20 protein-coding genes and 1 other annotated feature are annotated in these 19,843 nt (G+C 42.3%); of the genes, 8 read left to right on the top strand and 12 right to left on the bottom strand.

The window, feature by feature from the left end:
- The first annotated feature begins 95 nt into the window (after positions 1 to 95).
- Positions 96 to 309: a binding site (T-box leader), on the top strand.
- A gap of 123 nt (positions 310 to 432) precedes the next feature.
- From MKY71_RS02575 to MKY71_RS02545, 7 genes are all read left to right on the top strand, one after another.
- Positions 433 to 1,416, top strand: coding sequence for a metal ABC transporter ATP-binding protein (locus tag MKY71_RS02575; protein ID WP_339197440.1), 984 nt, complete (start codon positions 433 to 435; stop codon positions 1,414 to 1,416).
- 5 nt (positions 1,417 to 1,421) lie between these two features.
- Entirely contained in the window at positions 1,422 to 2,459 is a 1,038-nt protein-coding gene (gene trpD, locus MKY71_RS02570; RefSeq protein ID WP_340731499.1) for an anthranilate phosphoribosyltransferase, read from the top strand.
- The gene (gene trpC / locus MKY71_RS02565) at positions 2,456 to 3,250 is read left to right on the top strand and encodes an indole-3-glycerol phosphate synthase TrpC (protein WP_339175060.1); all 795 of its coding nucleotides are present in this window, start codon (positions 2,456 to 2,458) and stop codon (positions 3,248 to 3,250) included. Before trpD ends, trpC begins: the two co-directional genes overlap by 4 nt.
- Positions 3,247 to 3,864 carry a phosphoribosylanthranilate isomerase gene (locus MKY71_RS02560; protein WP_339175059.1) on the top strand — a complete coding sequence of 206 codons (618 nt, stop codon included), beginning with the start codon at positions 3,247 to 3,249 and terminating at the stop codon, positions 3,862 to 3,864. The genes trpC and MKY71_RS02560 overlap by 4 nt, the downstream gene beginning before the upstream one ends.
- Positions 3,861 to 5,048 (top strand): tryptophan synthase subunit beta, encoded by a 1,188-nt coding sequence (gene trpB, locus MKY71_RS02555; RefSeq protein ID WP_340731498.1) that lies wholly within the window; start codon positions 3,861 to 3,863, stop codon positions 5,046 to 5,048. Before MKY71_RS02560 ends, trpB begins: the two co-directional genes overlap by 4 nt.
- Positions 5,045 to 5,824 carry a tryptophan synthase subunit alpha gene (trpA, locus tag MKY71_RS02550; protein WP_340731497.1) on the top strand — a complete coding sequence of 260 codons (780 nt, stop codon included), beginning with the start codon at positions 5,045 to 5,047 and terminating at the stop codon, positions 5,822 to 5,824. Before trpB ends, trpA begins: the two co-directional genes overlap by 4 nt.
- Before the next feature lie 140 nt (positions 5,825 to 5,964).
- A complete protein-coding gene (locus MKY71_RS02545) occupies positions 5,965 to 6,195 on the top strand; it encodes a sulfate permease (RefSeq protein WP_340731496.1) in 231 nt (76 codons plus the stop codon).
- Between the two features lie 26 nt (positions 6,196 to 6,221).
- On the opposite strand, the gene MKY71_RS02540 is transcribed toward MKY71_RS02545, so the two are convergent.
- From MKY71_RS02540 to MKY71_RS02495, 10 genes are all read right to left on the bottom strand, one after another.
- Positions 6,222 to 7,085, bottom strand: coding sequence for a peptidylprolyl isomerase (locus tag MKY71_RS02540; protein WP_340731495.1), 864 nt, complete (start codon positions 7,083 to 7,085; stop codon positions 6,222 to 6,224).
- Positions 7,086 to 7,102: 17 nt separating this feature from the next.
- Positions 7,103 to 7,807, bottom strand: a complete 705-nt coding sequence (locus MKY71_RS02535; protein WP_340731494.1) for a DUF4956 domain-containing protein — start codon at positions 7,805 to 7,807, stop codon at positions 7,103 to 7,105.
- Between the two features lie 19 nt (positions 7,808 to 7,826).
- A complete protein-coding gene (locus MKY71_RS02530; RefSeq protein WP_340731493.1) occupies positions 7,827 to 8,528 on the bottom strand; it encodes a polyphosphate polymerase domain-containing protein in 702 nt (233 codons plus the stop codon).
- A gap of 5 nt (positions 8,529 to 8,533) precedes the next feature.
- Positions 8,534 to 10,378 carry a CotH kinase family protein gene (locus MKY71_RS02525; protein WP_340731492.1) on the bottom strand — a complete coding sequence of 615 codons (1,845 nt, stop codon included), beginning with the start codon at positions 10,376 to 10,378 and terminating at the stop codon, positions 8,534 to 8,536.
- Positions 10,379 to 10,529: 151 nt separating this feature from the next.
- Complete coding sequence (locus MKY71_RS02520; protein ID WP_340731491.1) at positions 10,530 to 11,774, bottom strand: sensor histidine kinase; 1,245 nt, start codon at positions 11,772 to 11,774, stop codon at positions 10,530 to 10,532.
- Positions 11,767 to 12,453: a response regulator transcription factor gene (locus tag MKY71_RS02515; protein WP_340731490.1), complete on the bottom strand. Its 687-nt coding sequence runs from the start codon at positions 12,451 to 12,453 to the stop codon at positions 11,767 to 11,769. The genes MKY71_RS02520 and MKY71_RS02515 overlap by 8 nt, the downstream gene beginning before the upstream one ends.
- A 157-nt stretch (positions 12,454 to 12,610) precedes the next feature.
- The gene (locus tag MKY71_RS02510; protein WP_339175055.1) at positions 12,611 to 13,561 is read right to left on the bottom strand and encodes an L-threonine 3-dehydrogenase; all 951 of its coding nucleotides are present in this window, start codon (positions 13,559 to 13,561) and stop codon (positions 12,611 to 12,613) included.
- Between the two features lie 394 nt (positions 13,562 to 13,955).
- On the bottom strand, positions 13,956 to 14,276 hold the full coding sequence (locus MKY71_RS02505; protein WP_340731489.1) for a YolD-like family protein: 321 nt from the start codon (positions 14,274 to 14,276) through the stop codon (positions 13,956 to 13,958).
- A gap of 12 nt (positions 14,277 to 14,288) precedes the next feature.
- A complete protein-coding gene (locus tag MKY71_RS02500) occupies positions 14,289 to 15,542 on the bottom strand; it encodes a Y-family DNA polymerase (protein WP_340731488.1) in 1,254 nt (417 codons plus the stop codon).
- A gap of 176 nt (positions 15,543 to 15,718) precedes the next feature.
- Entirely contained in the window at positions 15,719 to 16,510 is a 792-nt protein-coding gene (locus MKY71_RS02495) for a carbon-nitrogen family hydrolase (protein WP_340731487.1), read from the bottom strand.
- Between the two features lie 151 nt (positions 16,511 to 16,661).
- On the opposite strand from MKY71_RS02495, the gene MKY71_RS02490 reads away from it, so the two are divergent.
- Entirely contained in the window at positions 16,662 to 17,846 is a 1,185-nt protein-coding gene (locus MKY71_RS02490) for a pyridoxal phosphate-dependent aminotransferase (protein WP_445683730.1), read from the top strand.
- A gap of 168 nt (positions 17,847 to 18,014) precedes the next feature.
- Here the strand turns inward: MKY71_RS02490 and MKY71_RS02485 are convergent, their stop codons facing one another.
- The gene (locus tag MKY71_RS02485) at positions 18,015 to 18,767 is read right to left on the bottom strand and encodes an SDR family NAD(P)-dependent oxidoreductase (RefSeq protein WP_340731486.1); all 753 of its coding nucleotides are present in this window, start codon (positions 18,765 to 18,767) and stop codon (positions 18,015 to 18,017) included.
- An 18-nt stretch (positions 18,768 to 18,785) separates the two neighbouring features.
- Positions 18,786 to 19,787: an Ldh family oxidoreductase gene (locus MKY71_RS02480; RefSeq protein ID WP_340731485.1), complete on the bottom strand. Its 1,002-nt coding sequence runs from the start codon at positions 19,785 to 19,787 to the stop codon at positions 18,786 to 18,788.
- Between the last annotated feature and the right edge of the window lie 56 nt (positions 19,788 to 19,843).

Raw genomic sequence — 19,843 nt, 5'->3', positions numbered from 1 at the left:
TTTTCAGTGTTAGAATAAAGCATAATTCAAATTGTTATTTACGGTAGCAGGTTGCGGGAGCGTGACCACCGTTTTCGTTTAGTTGAGCTTAGTTGAGTAAATTGTTGAATAAGAAGAGTAGCATTTATCGTTTTGTCCAGAGAGCGTATGGCTGGTGAAAATACGCCAAAAGGTAAATGTGAATGGGCCTTATGAAAGCTGCCGGCGTTAGTCGGCGGACGGTACCCTGCCGTTATCAGGTTTAAGTGGAAGCAAGTTTTTTTGATTTGCTTCAAACGAGGTGGCAACGCGGTGAAAATCGTCCTTTCGCAAAAGTTAATTCTTTTGCTGAGGGCGATTTTTTTTATTCAGCAAATCTTTAAATTAATTACAGGATTGCTAAATAATCTGAATCGTAAAGGCGTAGTTTATTTCAAAAAAGGAGTGTTTCAAATGGTAGTTCAGCAACATTTTCGTACATCAATGAAAAAAGTAAATGGGGATTTACTGACACCGATTTCTATTTTCCAGCGACTGCAAGGTGAACGGAAGTTTTTATTGGAAAGTTCCTCAAAATATGATGGTAATGGACGCTATTCGTTCATTGGTGTCAACCCGCGTAAAACATATATCGGGACTGAAGATCAGCTTTTGGATCATACACATCATTCCAATAAAGCCTACACATATGAAGGCGAGCTGATCCAACTATTAAAACAAGTGATGCCGCGCATTTCATCACATACGGAATATCCGTTTACAGGTGGCGGCATTGGCTATATTCACGCATTGCAGAAGCCGTTGCCTGAACTGCAGTTCCATGTTTACGATACACTCGTTATTTTTGATCATTTAACAGATGAAATTGCTGTTTTCCATACAAATATTGAAGCAGAGCAAGTGGCACCAAATATTGATCAACTGATTGAACAGCTGTTTACAACACAGACACCTGAACAGTCATCCTATACATTACAACATGTCGAAAAAGAGGAAAATGGAAGTTATCGTGCACAATTTACTGGCGAGGCCCTTTCCCTTTACCGGAAAATGCGCGTTGAACACGCTGCACCGTATATGTACTATGTCGAATTTGATGATTGCACAGTAATCGGCACATCAAAATCAAACTATATGCAAGTAAGGGACGGGAATATTTCCGTTACAAATGATGCCCCGTCAATCGAACGCTTTAGTACAGAAAACTCGGTGCAGCAGCTTGCCAATGTTACAACAGGTACGTTAAGCCCTACCCTTCATGCCATCGACGTCGTGAAAGGGCTATTGCCAGCACAAGGCTTGATCGGCTATATCGGCTTTAATGGCCAGGTCGATTTCACAACACCGGAACAAACGATAATAATTCAAGGTAATGTCGCACAGCTTCACTCGGAAACAGATGAAGAAGCGCCATTCCACTCTTTACTGAAAGGATGATGAACATGTCTTTACTTCCATATATTGAACAGATCGAGCGAAAAGAGCATTTAGTTTTTGAGGAAATGACGCAGGCGGCACAGCTTATTTTTAATGAGCAAACACCGAAAGAACAAATCGCCTCATTTTTAACGGCGATGAGTGCAAAAGGAGAAACGGCACATGAAGTTGCGGGCTTGGCTTCTGTTATGAAATCACATGCAGTTGCTGTCGAAGTACCCGAAGGCATTTATATCGATAACTGCGGCACAGGCGGCGATGGACTTCAAAGCTTCAATATAAGTACGACTTCTGCATTTGTATTGGCAGGTGGCGGTATTTCAGTAGCAAAGCATGGCAACCGGAAAGTATCGAGTGCTTCAGGAAGCTCGGATGTGTTGGAGGCACTTGGCATTACGCTGCTGCCAAATATCGAACAAACATCTGAATTGCTCAAACAGCATGGTATCGCCTTTTTACACGCTCCGAACATGCACCCGAAGTTAAAACGGATTGGTGAAGTTCGACAGGCAATCGGCAAGCCGACGATTTTCAATTTAGTCGGCCCCCTAACAAACCCTGTTCCGTTAAAAACGCAGTTTGTCGGCATTAACCGACCTAACTTCACGACCGATTATGCGGAAGTGCTCCATATGCTGGGACGAGAACGTGCAATCGTCGTATCTGGTGCCCAAGGAATGGATGAAGCTTCGCTGGATGGTGAAAACACTTTTGTACTGCTAGACCGCGGGGACATGATTCCATTTAAACTGCGTGCTGAAGATGTCGGTTTAGCCGCACAGCCCCTTTCTGCAATTCGCGGCGGTTCTCCTGCAGAAAATGCAGTTATCATGCGTGACTTACTAAAAGGAAAACAAAGCGTGTATTTCGATACGGTTCTTTTAAATGCCGGCATTGGCTTCTTTGCATACGGGCTTGCCGAGACGATGAAAGAAGGAATCGAGATGGCGAAGGACAGCATAATGTCAGGACGCGCTTATGAAAAATTAGAAAATATCGTTGCTTATAGCCAAAAAAAGACGCAGGAGGAACCCGTAAAATGACGATTTTAGACCGTATTATTGACCAAAAAAAGACTGAGCTGCCACAATTGCTTTCGACAAAGCCTGTGTTTTTAACAATAGATAAGGTCCGCCCTTCCCTATACGAAACACTGATATCAGCCAATTCATTGCAAGTAATTTCGGAAATGAAACGTGCTTCCCCTTCTAAAGGTGATATTGCGACAGAAGTCGACCCTGTTGAGCAAGCGTTACAATACGAAGAAGCAGGTGCTGCCTGTATTTCCGTCTTGACAGAGCGCGCATTTTTCAAAGGTAGCTATGCAGATTTAAATGCCGTTGCCAATGCTGTGGACATACCGGTTTTATGTAAAGATTTCATCATTCATGAAGTGCAGATCGACTATGCGAAAGCGGCCGGCGCATCGGTTATCCTGTTGATTGTCGCAGCATTAACGGATGACCAGCTGAAATCCCTTTACGCCTATGCGACAGAACAACAGCTGGAAGTGCTCGTTGAAGTACATGATGCCGATGAATTAAAGCGTGCCCTTGCTATTGGGGCAAATATTATCGGAGTGAATAACCGGAATTTGAAAACATTCGATGTTTCGTTGTCAGCAACACTTGAAATTGCGCAGCTTCTTCCCCCTTCACCGATAGCATTTATTAGTGAAAGCGGCATTTTAGGTCCGGAAGATGCACAGTTTGTGGCGAATGCTGGCGCAAAAGGAGTATTAGTCGGCGAAGCATTAATGCGCAGCGGAGACGTCAAAAATTCACTTAAAGCACTACAAATCGACATAACAGCAAAGGTTGGCGAAAATCGATGACAAAAGTAAAAATTTGCGGATTAAAAGAAATTGAACATGTGGAAACAGCGGTCAAAGCAGGTGCCGATTTTATCGGATTTATGTTTGCGCCCAGTAAACGACGCATTACGGTAGAGGAAGCAGTGGAACTGGCAAAGGCAATTCCGAGTACGGTCAAAAAAGTCGGGGTTTTTGTCAATGAGGAACCAGCCACTATTCGTCAAATTGCAAAAGAAGTCGGACTCGATTATATCCAGTATCACGGAGATGAAACGCCTGATCAGATTCAGGAAATCGGGTTGCCGGCAATTAAAGCATTTTCGATTCGTAGCGAAGACGATGTGACACGTGCGGCAACATATGATGTGGACTATTATTTGTTCGATGCGCCTGGAACTGACTTCCGTGGAGGAAGCGGAAAGTCTTTTGACTGGATGCTGCTTGATAAAGTGAAAATCCCGCTTGAAAAGGTCATTTTGGCAGGTGGACTAAATGAAGAAAATGTTGGATTGGCGATTATGCTTGTCGAGCCATTTGCGGTAGATGTTTCAAGTGGTGTAGAAGTGGATGGTCGAAAAAGTTCAGCAGCGATTACGAATTTTATTGAAACAGCAAAAGGAGAGTTGATTTTATGACGACAGTAAAAGGACGTTTCGGGCGATTCGGCGGGCAATTTGTACCCGAGACATTGATGACTTCACTTGAGGAATTGGAGCTTGCATATGAGGAAGCAAAAAAGGACCCCTCTTTCCAGGAAGAACTTGATTATTATTTAAAGCAATATGTCGGACGTGAAACTCCCCTCTATTTTGCGGAGCGTTTAACGAAAAAAGTCGGCGGCGCGAAAATCTATTTAAAGCGTGAAGATTTAAACCATACTGGCGCACATAAAATAAATAATGCGATTGGCCAGGCACTTTTGGCAAAACGTATGGGGAAGAAAAAAATTGTTGCTGAAACTGGTGCAGGTCAGCACGGTGTCGCAACGGCAACTGCGTGTGCCTTGCTTGATATGGAATGTATCGTTTATATGGGGGCAGAAGATGTACGCCGCCAGCAACTGAACGTTTTCCGTATGGAGCTGCTTGGAACAAAAGTTGTTGCAGTAGAAAAAGGTTCCGCTACATTAAAGGATGCAGTTAATGAAGCGTTGCGTCACTGGGTTACTCATATAGAAGATACGCATTATATTTTAGGATCGGCACTTGGACCACACCCCTTCCCTACTATTGTCCGTGATTTCCAGCGTGTCATCGGGGATGAAACACGCGCCCAAATTTTACAGCAGGAAGGACGACTACCGGATACAGTTATCGCTTGTATCGGTGGCGGCAGTAATGCAATCGGAATGTTCTACCCGTTTGTGGAAGATCAGGATGTAGCATTGTATGGAGTGGAAGCTGCAGGTTCAGGTGTCAATACCGACAAACACGCGGCAGCAATTCATGTTGGAAAAACAGGTGTCCTTCACGGTGCGTTCATGTATTTATTGCAGGATGACAACGGTTTTGTTCAAGAAGCGCATTCAATTTCAGCGGGACTAGATTATCCGGGAGTAGGACCGGAACACTGCCATTTACATGAAACAGGTCGTGCATCCTACCCTTCTGTTACAGATGAACAGGCACTTGAAGGTGTGAAGCTGTTATGTGAAACGGAAGGAATTTTACCGGCATTGGAAAGCGCTCATGCCGTTTACTATGCAAGTCAATTTGCCAAGAACCGACCTGCCGATGAAATTGTTGTTGTTTGCTTATCAGGACGTGGGGACAAAGATGTTCACACATTAATGGATAAACTTGGAGGTGGCGTGAAATGACATTGCAAAAACAGCTTGAAAACGTATTAGCTGCAGGGGATAAAACATTTGTTCCTTATATTATGGCAGGCGATGGCGGGCTTGAAACATTAAAACCAACTATTTTAAAGCTTCAGCAAATCGGGGTTTCCGCAATTGAAGTCGGCATTCCATTTACAGATCCTGTAGCTGATGGACCAACTATTGAACAAGCCGGTGAACGCGCACTTGCACACGGTGTGACATTGAAGAAGGTACTGGATGAACTCCAAAGCTTTGCACAGGAAATCCAAATTCCGCTCGTTGTCATGACGTATTTAAACCCAATTTTAGCTTATGGAATTGAAGCATTTGCAGAGGATGCAAAACGTGGTGGTGTCAAAGGACTGATTGTACCGGATATGCCTTTTGAAGAAAGTGCTTTGTTGCATGATGCATTAAAGAAAAACGGCATTGCACTTGTCCAGCTCGTATCATTAATGAGCCCTCCTGAACGAATTAAAAAATTAGCCGCTGCAAGTGAAGGCTTCGTTTATGCCGTTACGGTAAACGGCATTACCGGTGAACGCGCAAGCTTTGCCACAGAACTTGCCGGTCACTTTGCAAACTTGAAAGCAGCGAGCAATATTCCGGTGTTGGCAGGTTTCGGTATTTCTACGACTGAACATGTAAAAAGCTTCGGTGACATTGCGGATGGCGTAATTGTCGGCAGTAAAATTGTTACGGCACTCGTTGAGCAAGACTGGGCAACAATCGAAGCGCTTGTACAGGCAACGAAGAAATCAGCCGTGATTTAACCACCGCTTATTAAGAGGATGTAAACTATTGATGGAATTGGAGGACCCCCTTCTCTTCCCTTTGTATCCTACTTTCTTCTATATATTATGTTTCCTTTATATGGTATCCTTTGATTAAATCTATTTAGTGGAGGTTAAAGATGAGTGTAAAGGATTTTTTTGCCGGTTTGTTTTTTATTGGACTAGCGGGATATTTTACTTACGCATTAGTCGATAATATGCCGAACCTTTTTATTGAAAGTACAACCGTTTGGCAATATTTCGTTGCTTTCTTTCGTGTTGCGCTAATCATTTTCCTCTTCAACCTTGGCCTGACGATGATTAAACGCTTTTTCAATGGCAATACAGTCAAAAACGGGAACGCTCGGTAAGATGCGTTCCCGTTTTTATTTTTCGTTCACTCTTCTTTATTTAATGTTCCGCTAAATGCATTTCCAAAATCCTCATCTTTAATTGTAACATTGGCTTCTTTCAACAAACGCGCTTCTACTGTTTCCCACTCCGTATTCGCAACTATCTGCTCTTTCAATGTCTTTTTGATGTCTTCTTTTTGTTCTTCCAGAGAAGCATAGTCTTTCACTTCACGTTTATCTATCATCTGAATAATTTCAAAGCCTAAAGTACTTTCCACCGGCTCTGATACTTTTCCAGTTTCTAACGCATACGCTGCATCTGCAAATGTTGGTTCCATATCAGCAATGGACAGCCAGCCTAGTTCGCCTCCATTTTCAGCTGTTTCACTGTCCTGTGAGCTTTCTTTCGCAACCGATTCAAAATCGCTGCCTTCCGAAATCTGTTCATACAATTGCTGGGCCTCTTCTTCCGTCTCAACTAAAATATGGCGTGTATGAAGCTCATATTTTCCCTGCTCATAATAGGTCTCGATTTCTTCTTCTGTTACTTCAACATCCTCCATCGCTTTTTGCTGGAGCAATTGAAAACGTATTGTATCTTTGAATGTTTCTTCTGTATAGCCATTCGTCGCCAAAGCCGATTCAAAGCTGTCTCCGTACATTTCTTTATACGTTTCGAGCTGTTCCTCTATTTCTTTGTCCGACACTTCATACTGATCTGTTAAAATTTTATCAATTACAACTTGTTCCAAAAGAGTTGTTCCGGCTATTTCTTTCATTTGCTCATAAAATCCCGATTTCGTAATATCCCCGTAAGCCGTTGTTGCGACAATCTCATTATCTGTATTACCACATGCCGCCAACAAAAGTGAAGCCGTCAATGTGATACCGATTATAGTTTTTTTCATTATTACACTCCCTGTTTTTATGCTGTGAAGTTGCCGTCATAGCTTAACATTACTGCTGACGATACACCTTCTAATTTTGATAATGTTGATACGAATGCAGCATCATTCCCTTTTAGGCGTACTTCATATGTTACTTCCATTTGTTCATCATTCATTACCGATTTAGATTTTAATAAATAACGTTTTGAAGCTTCTTTCAACAATCTTTCAATTATTGTATTTGTTTCTTCATGCTCAAAACGTACTACAACTAAGTACGGGTTTTCGATCACAATTTTATTTTGGAAAACAATAATGACTACTCCAATAATGACTGAACCAATTACCGCTAAAGGAATAAATCCTGCACCACATAAAATTCCGACTACTACTGACCAGAACAGGAATATTAAATCCATTGGGTCTTTAATTGGTGTACGGAAACGAACGATCGATAATGCACCGACCATACCAAGTGATAATAGAACGTTTTGACTGATTCCCATAATGACAAGTGCTGTCGCCATAGCCATAATCATCAGTGAAATATTAAACGAATGAGAGTACACAACGCCGTTAAATGTTTTTTTATAGATGAAGTAAATAAATACACCTAATAAAAAGGCACTTGCCAGTCCGATCAATGCGTCGATCAAAGAAAAATTGGACGTCTTTTCCAGGAAACTCGATTTGAAAATATCATTAAAATTGGTAATATTCGTTGCTGCTAATAATGTAAACACTTAAAATTCCTCCTGTTTTTTAGCCGAACATGCGGCTTAACTGATATTTTGAATACGCTTCATGACGTGTATGAATGCCCTGCAGCAGTATTTTAATGACTGTCGGCAAGTACTCGTCATACTTCACTTCCAAAATGACTTCATTTTGATCTATTACATCGACCATTGGTAAGTTTTTGTCGAACATATCGGTATTGCGCAAGCTTGTCTGTACTTTGCAATCGAATGTTATACGCACATTACCATGCTCATACAAGTAAGCTTCACGTTCATAGTCGACAACGGTCATCGGTTTCAGGTGATATAGTTTGATGTCTTTATACAAATCTTGAATTAATGATCGCTCATCCTCTTTCATCCATTCGAAATCATTTACACGCAATCGTTCAAATTCTTTTTTTGTCAGCGGACATTTAGATTTATATGTCTGGTTATTGCGCTTCGACTTGCGCTCAAGATGAATAACCGCATCGCTTTTGTTATAGATGCGCACCCGGTATTTATCCCGGTTTAAAAAGCCTTCCTTCTTTTCGTTCATTACCTTATTGTCGAAGTTGTCGAAATAACAGGAACGGATGAGATAACGCCCATTTGTATTTGCATGCGGATCCAGCTTCATCATATGACGCAGCTTCATTTTTAAAATTTGGTAGTCGATATATGTAATCCCGAATTTCATTTCACTGCGGCCATTTGGATTATAGGATGTTTGTTTTGGCACCGTCCTCACCCCTTTTTATATTTTCTTCTGCTTAGGATTACAACAGTACTGATTGCGATAATGACTGCTGCAAAGGAAGCTGCCAATATGATGATTGTCTGTTTTGAATTGCCTGTTGCCGCGTCTTTTGTATATTGCTGTCCTGGCATGCCGTTCATTTGGGGCATGTTTTCAAAGTTCGGCATTTCGCCGTTCATTTCCGGCATGTTCTCGAAGTCCGGCATCTCTCCGTTCATTTCCGGTGGTCCGCCTTGTGCTCCATTTTCTCCGTTCGCGGGTAGCTGTCCATTTCTTTGTGGGCGATTACCGCGCTCTTGGTTGGCATTCCCTTGCCCGTTGTCTCCGAACTCCGGTGGGGCTTGCCCGTTCATTTCAGGCATTTCGCCGTTCATTTCACCATCCGGACCTCCGCCAAATCCTGATCCTGCCCCTGATACACCTTCAATTTCACCAGCAAGCTGCTTTAAGATCGATTCGCTGCGCTGTTTTGCAAATTCCGGCAAGCTTTGTTCACCGCTCACTCCTGCCAGGAATTGCGCTGTCGTTGCAAATTTGGACGGATCTTCATCTACTGCTTCTTGCAGCAAATCTTGCAATTTCGTTGTAATCGCAAGTATATTTTGTTCTGTTAAAATTTCAGTTGCGATTTTTTCTAAATAACCGTCATATAACGCCCGCGCCTCTTCGTTCTCTATAATAATTTTCAATAATGGTCGTGCATCAACAGTTGTTCCGGATACAGGCTCCGTAATACTGAAATTAATATTGGAGTCGGTTATGATCGTTTCGTTAAGCATCATACCGCCGCCACCCATTCCACCGTTCATCTGCGGCGGATTGTTTGCAGGTTCTTCTGTTTGTGCTTCACTATTTTGCCCGGCATCGGCATTGGCTTGCCCGTCCGGACGACCGCCCCCACCGCCAAATCCGCCGAATGCCATGTTATAATCCCATGGAATAACCGAGAATTGGCCATTTCCATCTTCATATAAATAATAGTTATGCTTGAATGAGCCTTGATAACTGTCCATGCTGACAAGCGCCGTATTTAATGCGAAATAACGGGCTATCTGGTCAATATCAACCGAAGAAGTGTCACCCTCGCTAATTTCTTTCATCATATTGATAATATTCGAAGTCTTTTCAGCTGTTTTTTTGTTCATTTTTACTTCATCAAAAATTCCGGCGTAATCATCTGTATCATCCGATTTATAGGCTAAATCACTGCCATCGCCTTCCGGTTTAAAAATGAACCCTTCTGTCGATTCGAAATTTGTTTTCGCAAATGCTTCCCCAATTTCTTCAACGGCAAGCATCAGTCCGTAATATTCACCATTCACAAGCACCTTCACATAAGAGTGTGCTGGTGTCGCGATCCCCAGCTGTTCCATCAGTTCGTATGAAACAAATTCCTTCATTTGTGTTGTATCTGAAAAGTTATTGTTTAAATTGATTTTCTCCAAACCGTAAAACGTCTGGTTCGTATCATATTGGGCAAAATCCACCTTTAGGCTGTAGCGCTCTGAATCGCTGTTCGCCACACTTGATAACGAGGAGTTTCCTTTTGCACGAACACCTACATTGTCATATGCTTCACCGTTAATCATTACTGTTGCTTCCACATATTCCTCGGCAGTCGGATTGTTCAAAATTTTATTCCAGTTGCTGTCACTCACCGTTATTTCTACGACTCCAAGTTCATCTTCGTTAAATAATTGTTCTTTATAGTCATAGCCTGCTGTTGATTTTTCTATGTTAAAATACTTCAGCCCGTAAACTGCTGCTATTACGACGGCAACCGTTAAAATAATTGGTACAACTAGCCATCTTGTACGCACTTTCAAAGTCATTCCTCCTTACAAACGATACAATACAGAGGAAAAATGAAATGAAAATGAAAAAACCGTTCGGATAAATAAAAAAACTCAATTTCTCTCCTAAGGAAAAAATTGAGTCTATAATTCATGTATTTTGTTGCGGATGTTATTTAGAATTCCCCGCCTACTTTTGAACAATCGGCAATTCAACAGTAAATACTGCCCCTTCGCCTAGCTCGCTTTTTACTGTAATTTGCCCGCCATGCAGATCGGTAATGACTTTTGCGATGGCAAGTCCAAGCCCCGTTCCAGATTTATTACGTATTTTATCTGCCCGGTAAAAGCGTTCGAAAATGTGGGGCAAATCTTCTGCTGCAATGCCGGTCCCGGTATCCGCCACTTCGATATTCACGAAGCTTGTTTCCTTATATGCGCGAACATGAACCGTACCTTCCGTTGTATAGGTCACTGCATTTTTCAGTAAAATATAAAGCAGTTCTTCTACCAATATTTTATCGGCTTCAATCGTCAAATCGTCCTCAATATTGAGCTGAAAGGATAGGTGCTGCACTGTTTTGGCAAAGCGACGTGTTCGTTGAATGAGTACATTCGATAAATCCACTTCACTGATTTTCAGCTGAATTTGATTTTGATCCGATCGTGTTAACGTAAGCAAACTTGAAAGCATATCATTCATATAATTCGCTTCATTTTTCATATCATCCATCGTATCAGTCGGGTAATCGGTTTCCTTTTGCTTCAGCTGCGCTTCGAATAATTCCAGCGAGCTGTACAGTACGGCAAGCGGTGTCCGGAGCTCATGGGAAGCATTTGCCACGAATTGACGCTGTTGCTCATAAGACGTCTGAATAGGTGCCATCGATTTTTTCACTAGGAAATAACTTAATATCGCGATGCCGATACTTGAAACAGTCAGCAGCATGATCAGTAAAATGAGTACATTTTGTAAGAGTTCTTCGTATGTCGTGACATCCTGGCCAACTGCGATATAACCTAATGTCCCCCCCTTCATGCGCACAGCCTGTGTCATGACGAGCAATGTTTCACCTTCGTAGTCATATCGTTTAAATTGTTTCGTTTCTACCGGCGTTAAATTTTCCTGCAATACTTCATTGAATCCTGCATGCAGCTCTTCGCCGTACAAAATGTCCAGATCACGGTTAACGACATAAAAGAAGCTCACTTTATCGACTTCAAGTTCAAAACGCTGAGGAGGCTTTGGCGGTCCGTTATATATATTGAAAAACTTATCGATATTGTTGGCCGCATAGCTTTCGACCATATTTTCCTGTACTTTGTTTAAAATTTGCGCAAAGGATATATAGAAAACAGTTAAAAACAACACAAGAAAGACAAAGTAGCTGATGGCATTCATCCATGTGAGGCGCATTTTTATTTTTCTAAACATCACTGTCCCTCAATTTGTAGCCAAGTCCGCGAATGCTTTGTATATAGGACGGCTCATCTTCCATATCGATTTTCTTGCGTACTAGGCGAATGAGCGCAGCCAGCGTATTCGTATTGGCATTATCATCAATATCCCAAATATAGTCGATCATCTGTTCATGTGTCAGTACTTGTCCCCTGTTTTCGATTAAGTATTCGAGCAGCAGAAATTCATTTTTCGTCAGGCTTACTTCGAAATTCTCAATAAAAACGGTCCGCTTGTTTTTATTAAGCTTCAGTGTCCCTATGCTAATTTCCTCTTCCATCATTTTGTTTTTCCGACGCAACAGTGCCCTTACTCTTGCGCGAAGCTCCTCCATTTTAAATGGCTTTACCATATAGTCATCCGCGCCATTATCCAATCCTTCGATAATATTTTCCGTTGCATCTTTTGCCGTCAGCATCAATATTCCGCCTTCGAACCCTTTGCTCCGTGCATACCGGCACACCTCAATTCCTATAGCTTCCGGCATCATCCAGTCGAGCACAAGCAGATCGTATTGATAATATTCGATTAAATCCTTCGCTTCCGCTCCATCAAATACGGAATCAACCGCATAAAAATCGAGCTTCAATATTTTCGCGATGTTTTCACACAATGTATGATCATCGTCCGCTACTAAAATCCGCAATAATCGCACCTTCTTTAATTGAAATCAACTTGCCATTATTTTTACACACCTTTTCTTTTTATTCTAGTAAAAAAGAAACGCTCAATAATTCAGAACGTTTCCCCCGAGTAACTATACAAAAAAAACGAGTGAACTGTTTTTCAACAGTTTCACTCGCTTCTATTGGTTATATCGCGTTTTGCGCTAATCGTACTTTTAGTTTTTCCAGCATATCGACCGTCATTTTTTCCAGATCGTAGCTTGCTTTAAAGCCCCATTCCTCAATCGCTGCGGATGAGTCGATTGCATTTGGCCAGCTGTCGGCAATTGCCTGACGGATCGGGTCCACCTCATAATCCATTGTGAAGCTTGGAATATGTTTTTTAATTTCTGCTGCGATTTGAGACGGCTCAAAGCTCATCGCCGAAATATTAAATGCATTGCGGTGCACAAGCTTTGCCGGATCTGCTTCCATTAGATCCACAATCGCCTGCAGTGCATCCGGCATATACATCATATCCATATACGTACCTTCTGCAATATAAGATGTGTAGCGTCCTTCCGCAATCGCTTTATAATAAATATCTACCGCATAGTCCGTCGTTCCTCCACCAGGTGGCGTCACATAAGAAATCAGCCCCGGGAAACGGACACCGCGTGTATCCAGTCCAAAGCGTGTGTAATAGTAGTCGCATAATAATTCGCCGGCTACTTTATTGACACCGTACATCGTTGTTGGGCGTTGCAATGTGTCTTGTGGTGTGTTGTCCTTTGGCGTAGAAGGACCGAATGCGCCGATTGAACTTGGCGTGAAAAACTGCATATCCAGTTCACGTGCCACTTCAAGTGCATTCATTAAACCGCCCATATTTAAATTCCAGGCAAATACCGGATTTTTTTCTGCTGTTGCCGAGAGTAATGCAGCCATGTGTATCATCGTGTCTGCACCAAAATCATGGGCAAGTGTGTGCATGCGTTTCCCATCTGTTACATCCAATACTTCAAATGGACCTTCATGCTGATCAATTTTTCGAATATCTGTTGCCAATACATTATCTGTGCCATACGTATGGCGTAATTTCTCTACTAATTCCGAACCAATTTGACCTAAAGCACCGGTCACCATAATTTTCTTCAATCTGAAGCCTCCCTATCCTTTAAAAGACATATATTCTGCCTGTTACCGCTGAATATACCGTCCATTATTTCTCATCTATTAAAACAAATGTCCTTGTGGAAAATACATAGAACCATCCATAACACTTGATGCTCAAACATTTTCATGAAATTCATTATAGGATGTTCTTTTGTAAAAAACAATATGTTAAAAATATTCTTTTTGAGCAATACATTTGTACGTGTGAAATATTCGAATAGTGAAATTGCTTCTATACGGGTGTTTCTCGTTATAAGATTGAGAGAAATTTAATTTCTTTTTCTAACATGGGGTTGCTTTTCATTCCAGGTCGGACCATTCCGCTGAAGTTGCCTCCCCCATTTATCGTCTACTTTTTATTGGTCAATTGGAAAATCTACTCATCTAAGAGTGCTTCATAAATATGGTGGAAATGAATTTTTTCGCTGTTTGTCAGTTTGACGTATTGTTCGTGGATGCTGATTTTTTGGATGGCCCCGGAAACTGTATAGAGGCCTGTTTGCTCCCATACTTTTAGTTGGATCGCGCAATGTTCTGTGTAGGCTCGCTGTAGATTGATGTTAATTTGTTCTAACTGGGCTTCGTCAAGTTGGGGTTGGGTAATAATTTTGTCCTCTTCTTGCCATTCACGCAATAATTTTACATGCTCCGGCAGCATCATTGCGCTCCATTTAATGGTTCCTCTATCTCTGTTCATCGCCTTCACTCCTTATTGTTTATGCCCGCCTACTAATTTTGCCCGTGTCAGTGCAGTACCTGCTTCCGTATAGGAAACCGCACGCAATATCGCTGTTGTGCCGTATTTTGTACGTAAACGGTCCATCGTTTCTCCGAGCTTGCGGTTGCGCCAACGCATTTCATCGAACAGGCTGAGCTGCATCGAATATTCGCTTTCAATATTGCTTAATGTAATCGTAATTTTGCGTGCCGGTCGCTCTGCATAAAATTCGTCAAGCAGCTGCTTGCACACTTCGAAAATTTTCAATGTATCGTTTGTCGGCTCATCGATTGTGCGTGAACGATGAAAACCGCCCCCGAAAGCATCTTTACTGTAGCTAAGCCCTAATGAAATCGTCCGGCCGATTTTTTTTGCTTCCCGCGCCCGCCTTGCCACGTCTTCGCACATTTCCAGCAATACGACTAAAATTTCCTTTCGACTGCGATAATCGCGCATCAGCATTTGCCCCTTACCGAAACTGATTTGTCCTTGCATAATCGGTGCACCGACTGTTGAGTGATCAATTCCCCACGCATGGTAATACAGCTGATTGCCGAGAACGCCGAAGCGCTTTTCCAGTAACGCTAAATCGGCATGCGCCAAATCGTAGACCGAGTAAATGCCCATATGGTTCAGCGTTCTTTCCGTACGGCTGCCGATTCCCCACATCGTGGATAGCGGCATAATCGGCCACAGTTTTTCCGGTACATCATTATATGTCCATTTTGCAAATCCCGTCTTTTTTGCTTCGATGTCGAGCGCCAATTTTGCCATCAGCATATTTGGGCCGAAACCGACTGCACATGGAATCTCAAATTGGTTGTAAACGAGCTGCTGAATGTATTTTGCCGTTTCTTCAGGCGGTCCCCATAATTTTTCGGTTCCGGTTAAATCGATAAAACTTTCGTCGACGCTATATACATGAATGGCCTCTTTTGGAACGAATTCGTTGAACAGACGTGTAATTTCCATTGATATGCGTATAAATAATGACATCCGCGGCTCAAAAAGACGAATATCCGGATGTGGCGGGATTTCGTGCAATCGCGAACCTGTGCGAATATTAAAGCGCTTTTTCATCGGAGGGGATGCTGCAAGTACAACACTTCCCTTTTGCTGAAAATTTCCGACAATCGCAATCGGGACTTCCATTACATTTAAATTTTCAACCGACGCAATACAGCTTGCATAAAAACTGCGCATATCAATACAAATAATCGAACGTTCCGGCGCATTTTCATACATAAAGCTCATCTCCTTATATCGAACATTTGTTCTTATATTAAAATGAGACGTGTGAGATGGCAAGTGGAAAGTAGTGGTTGTTTTGGTTCTGGAGAGATTTTTTTATGTATCAGTGAGTTAATTTGCTGCTAAATGCAAAAAAAGCGCACCGGCATTCATCCAGTACGCTTTAAAATTTATTCTTTTATTACTTTTTCATAGAGACCCGGACGGCGATCTTCATATACAGGGATGCGGCCGCGCACTTCATCAACTGTTGAAAAATCAACGTCAATAATCGCCAGCTCCTCATCTTCTGCGCCTGTCCAAAGCACTTCACCCCATGGCCCGATAATCATTGACTGACCATTGAAATTTTCCACTTTACGGGCAATACGATTTACCGCAACGACGAAGCACTGGTTTTCAATTGCTCGCGCCTGCAGTAATATTTTCCAGTGGTCAATACGTGGTGTTGGCCATTGTGCAGGTACGAACAGTACCTTAGCGCCATCCAACGCATGGGAACGCAGCCATTCCGGGAAGCGAATATCATAGCAAATCGCTCCGCCTGCTTCAAGTTCGCCTAATGCGAAACGGTTCATGTCACTGCCGGATTCCAAATACAAATGCTCATTCATTAAGCGGAATAAATGCACTTTACTGTACTCGCCAACTAACTCCCCGTCACGACTGTACGTGTACATCGTATTGTAAAACTTATCATCACGCTTCACCGATACCGATCCACCTACAATATGTACCGCCAATTCTTTTGAAAGACTGCTTAAAAATGCTTTCGTACGTTCCCCATTTTCGTCCGCCAGCTCTTCCAGTTTTTCAAGCGCATAGCCTGTATTCCACATTTCCGGTAATACAACGATTTCCGCGCCGCCTGCTACTGCTTCGCGAATAAACTTCTCCGCGCTTTCATAGTTTTCATCAACCTTGCCAAAACCAACATTCAATTGAATACAACCAATTTTCATAACTGCCACCGCCTTAAATATTCCGTGCGAATCTATTTTCGCATATTCGTACTCATTGTAACATCTCATTATAAGTTGTCAAAATCTTCACTTTACTTAAGTGAAGTTTTAGACTAACATTAACCTTACTATTTTTCAGAGGTGATAAAGAATGATTGAATTCTCGAAAAAGCTGCAGCAGTTACCGCAACAGTTTTTCGCAGCACTTGTAAACAAAGTAAATGAAGCGCTAGCCCAAGGGCGCGATGTGATTAATTTAGGTCAAGGGAATCCCGATCAGCCAACACCGGCACATATTGTGGAAGCACTGCAAAATGCGGCAAACAATCCGCAAACGCACAAATATTCTCCATTCCGTGGTATTGCAGAACTCAAGCAGGCAGCTGCAGACTTTTATAAACGTGAATATGATGTTGACATTGATCCCGCTACAGAAGTGGCCATCCTTGGCGGAACGAAAATCGGTTTAGTCGAACTTCCGCTTGGTCTCCTGAATCCGGGTGATTATATGCTCCTCCCAGATCCTGGTTATCCGGATTACTTATCCGGTGTCGCACTTGCAGATGTGAAGTTTGATAAGATGCCGCTTCAAGAGGAAAATTACTTTTTGCCGGATTATGAGGCATTGTCCGCAGAAATTAAAAACCGGGCAAAAATGATGTATTTAAACTATCCGAACAACCCGACTGGCGGTGTCGCAACGCCCGAATTTTTTGAACAGACCGTACAGTTCGCTAAAGAAAATAACATTGCGGTTGCCCATGACTTCGCTTACGGGGCACTCGGCTTTGATGGAGAACGCCCGCCAAGCTTCCTGCAGGCACCCGGTGCAAAAGAAGTCGGTATTGAGCTTTATACATTGTCCAAATCTTACAATATGGCAGGCTGGCGCATCGGCTTTGCTGTCGGTAACGCAAAAATGATTGAAGCGATCAATATTATTCAGGACCATCTGTTTTGCAGCCAGTTCCCGGCGATTCAGCATGCTGCAGCAGTAGCACTGAATGAAGAACAATCTTGTGTTGAGGAATTGCGTGCATTATATGAGCGCCGCCGCAATGTGCTCGTTGAAGAAGCTCATAAAATCGGCTGGGAAGTGACCGCCCCAAAAGGTTCATTCTTTGCATGGCTTCCTGTACCTGCACCATATACGAGTGAACTGTTCGCGGACTTTTTACTGGAAAGAGCGGATATTGCCGTTGCAGCCGGCAATGGGTTTGGTGAATACGGCGAAGGCTATATTCGTGTCGGGCTGCTCGTCGATGAAGAACGCTTGCGCGAAGCAATACACCGTGTTGCGAAACTTGGTCTGTTTGCGCAGACGGTTGTGAAATAAAACTGGGAATATGTCTCTCTTTTAAAATTGAAGGCGCGTGACTCTTATTTTAAAGTGCTCCATTAAGCATTAAATAGAGGCACTTGGAAAAAGTCCGCGCCTTTTTAAAATATACCTTTACCAGCTTATAGCGCCGGTTTACCATACCAAACTCTGTTTTTTAATAAATTACCTACCTAGCCAACCTCCATCTACAGGAATGGTAATACCATTCACATAATCTGATGCTGGTGATGAAAGAAATACGATGGCACCAACCAAATCAGCAGGATTTCCCCATCGTTTTGCCGGTAAACGATCCAATATTTGTTTATTTCGAGTTTCATCGGCGATAAGTGCCTCATTCATATCAGTTGCAATATAACCAGGCGCTACACAATTTACAGTAATTCCTCTACTGGCCCATTCATTTGAAAGGGTTTTTGTAAAATTCATTACACCCGCTTTACTTGCTGCATATGCCGGAATATAAATGCCGCCTTGATAGGAAATGACCGAAGCTAAATTCACGATCTTTCCATACCCCTCCTCAAGCATCCTTTTTCCAAATAGCTTACATAAATGGAATGCCGCCGTCATATTCACTTCTACTACTTCGTCCCATGCCTCCAGCGGGAAATCCTCCGATGGATAACGTTGTTGAATACCCGCGTTGTTTACTAAAATATTAATGGTCCCTATTTCATCAAGAACTTTTTGAATCATTTCTTCTCGACTTGCTCTTGACTTTAAATCACAAGGATAATGGTGCGCCTGGCCACCACTTTGTTTAATTTCTTCGATTACATCTTTCGCGGAAGAACGCGAAACAATAACTACTTCTGCTCCTGCCTGAGCCAGGCCGATCGAAATCGCTTTTCCGATTCCACGATTCCCGCCTGTTACAAGTGCCTTTTTCCCACTTAAATTAAATAACTGCATATATCTTCCTCCTGTATTTTACGAAATTAAAAACTCATATTGTTCATCAGTAATTTCAATTCCATTTTCCAGAACATCTTTCTCTTTTAAATTTGCTCGTTCTCCCGGAATGGACACTTTATCAAATCCTTCCTGTGGAGCGCAGCCCTGTAGAGAAGACACCATCGATGCCATGCTGTTTATAAAACTTTCAGAAGTGCCGAAAAAACTTGGATTAATCACTAAAAAAAACTGCCCCAAATTTCTCGGTTTTGTTAAATCTTTATACATCGGTTCGATATCCCGTCCTGTGTTTGTACCAGCTAACACACCGGAAAGAATATCCACTAAAATGGCCAATCCGTACCCCTTTGCTCCCCCCATCGGTTGCAGTGCCACCACGTCCGATGGGTTATCCGTCGCAACACCTTGGTCATTTAATCCCCAATCTTTCGGAATCTTATTTCCCTTTTCTTTTTCGATCATGACCTTGCCGAATGAAACCTTGCTCGTTGAAATATCCAGCACCATAGGAAAGTCTTTGCCGGTTGGAGAACCAAAAGCAATCGGATTCGCTCCCAAATAGGCTTCTTTTCCGCCATATGGGGCTACTAAAGCATCCGCTTGCGTAAAAATTAACCCAATCATATTCTTTTCAGCTGCCATTTTCGCGTAATAGCCAACCGCACCTGAATGAGATGTCTTGTGGACACTTACGACCCCAATCCCTTTTTTATGGGCAATTGAAATCGCCTCATCCATTGCGTATTTCGCCACGATATGACCAAGTCCATCATCACCGTTTAATTGAGTGATGACATCATTTATTCTGTTATACTGAAGGGACGGATTACTTTTTATGCTTTGATGTTTTAATCGCTCAATATAATGAGGAAGTCTTAAAACCCCGTGTGAAGGAATGCCTCTGCTATCTGCATATAACAAAATTTCTGTTACAATACCGGCATGCTCCTCTGTCACATCATGTTCCAGCAATTTATTCGTTACAAATTTTTTATAATCATCAACCGATATTTTCATATAAACCTCCCATTTACACAGTTCGGGTATAAAAAAGAGACTGCATAGCCGATACG

The organism is Solibacillus sp. FSL W7-1324 (assembly GCF_038008025.1).
In the GTDB taxonomy this organism is placed as follows: domain Bacteria; phylum Bacillota; class Bacilli; order Bacillales_A; family Planococcaceae; genus Solibacillus.
Note: the sequence above shows the minus strand (reverse complement) of the source record. Positions and strands in the feature narration are given on the sequence as shown.

What these genes read in the sequence shown, in the direction of transcription:
- MKY71_RS02525 (WP_340731492.1), bottom strand. Translation starts at nt 10,378, where the DNA reads ATGACTTTGAAAGTGCGTACAAGATGGCTAGTTGTACCAATTATTTTA.
- MKY71_RS02505 (WP_340731489.1), bottom strand. Translation starts at nt 14,276, where the DNA reads ATGAACAGAGATAGAGGAACCATTAAATGGAGCGCAATGATGCTGCCG.
- MKY71_RS02495 (WP_340731487.1), bottom strand. Translation starts at nt 16,510, where the DNA reads ATGAAAATTGGTTGTATTCAATTGAATGTTGGTTTTGGCAAGGTTGAT.
- MKY71_RS02485 (WP_340731486.1), bottom strand. Translation starts at nt 18,767, where the DNA reads ATGCAGTTATTTAATTTAAGTGGGAAAAAGGCACTTGTAACAGGCGGG.
- trpC (WP_339175060.1), top strand. Translation starts at nt 2,456, where the DNA reads ATGACGATTTTAGACCGTATTATTGACCAAAAAAAGACTGAGCTGCCA.
- MKY71_RS02520 (WP_340731491.1), bottom strand. Translation starts at nt 11,774, where the DNA reads ATGTTTAGAAAAATAAAAATGCGCCTCACATGGATGAATGCCATCAGC.
- MKY71_RS02575 (WP_339197440.1), top strand. Translation starts at nt 433, where the DNA reads ATGGTAGTTCAGCAACATTTTCGTACATCAATGAAAAAAGTAAATGGG.
- MKY71_RS02540 (WP_340731495.1), bottom strand. Translation starts at nt 7,085, where the DNA reads ATGAAAAAAACTATAATCGGTATCACATTGACGGCTTCACTTTTGTTG.
- MKY71_RS02500 (WP_340731488.1), bottom strand. Translation starts at nt 15,542, where the DNA reads ATGTATGAAAATGCGCCGGAACGTTCGATTATTTGTATTGATATGCGC.
- trpA (WP_340731497.1), top strand. Translation starts at nt 5,045, where the DNA reads ATGACATTGCAAAAACAGCTTGAAAACGTATTAGCTGCAGGGGATAAA.
- trpD (WP_340731499.1), top strand. Translation starts at nt 1,422, where the DNA reads ATGTCTTTACTTCCATATATTGAACAGATCGAGCGAAAAGAGCATTTA.
- MKY71_RS02480 (WP_340731485.1), bottom strand. Translation starts at nt 19,787, where the DNA reads ATGAAAATATCGGTTGATGATTATAAAAAATTTGTAACGAATAAATTG.
- MKY71_RS02490 (WP_445683730.1), top strand. Translation starts at nt 16,662, where the DNA reads ATGATTGAATTCTCGAAAAAGCTGCAGCAGTTACCGCAACAGTTTTTC.
- MKY71_RS02545 (WP_340731496.1), top strand. Translation starts at nt 5,965, where the DNA reads ATGAGTGTAAAGGATTTTTTTGCCGGTTTGTTTTTTATTGGACTAGCG.
- trpB (WP_340731498.1), top strand. Translation starts at nt 3,861, where the DNA reads ATGACGACAGTAAAAGGACGTTTCGGGCGATTCGGCGGGCAATTTGTA.
- MKY71_RS02560 (WP_339175059.1), top strand. Translation starts at nt 3,247, where the DNA reads ATGACAAAAGTAAAAATTTGCGGATTAAAAGAAATTGAACATGTGGAA.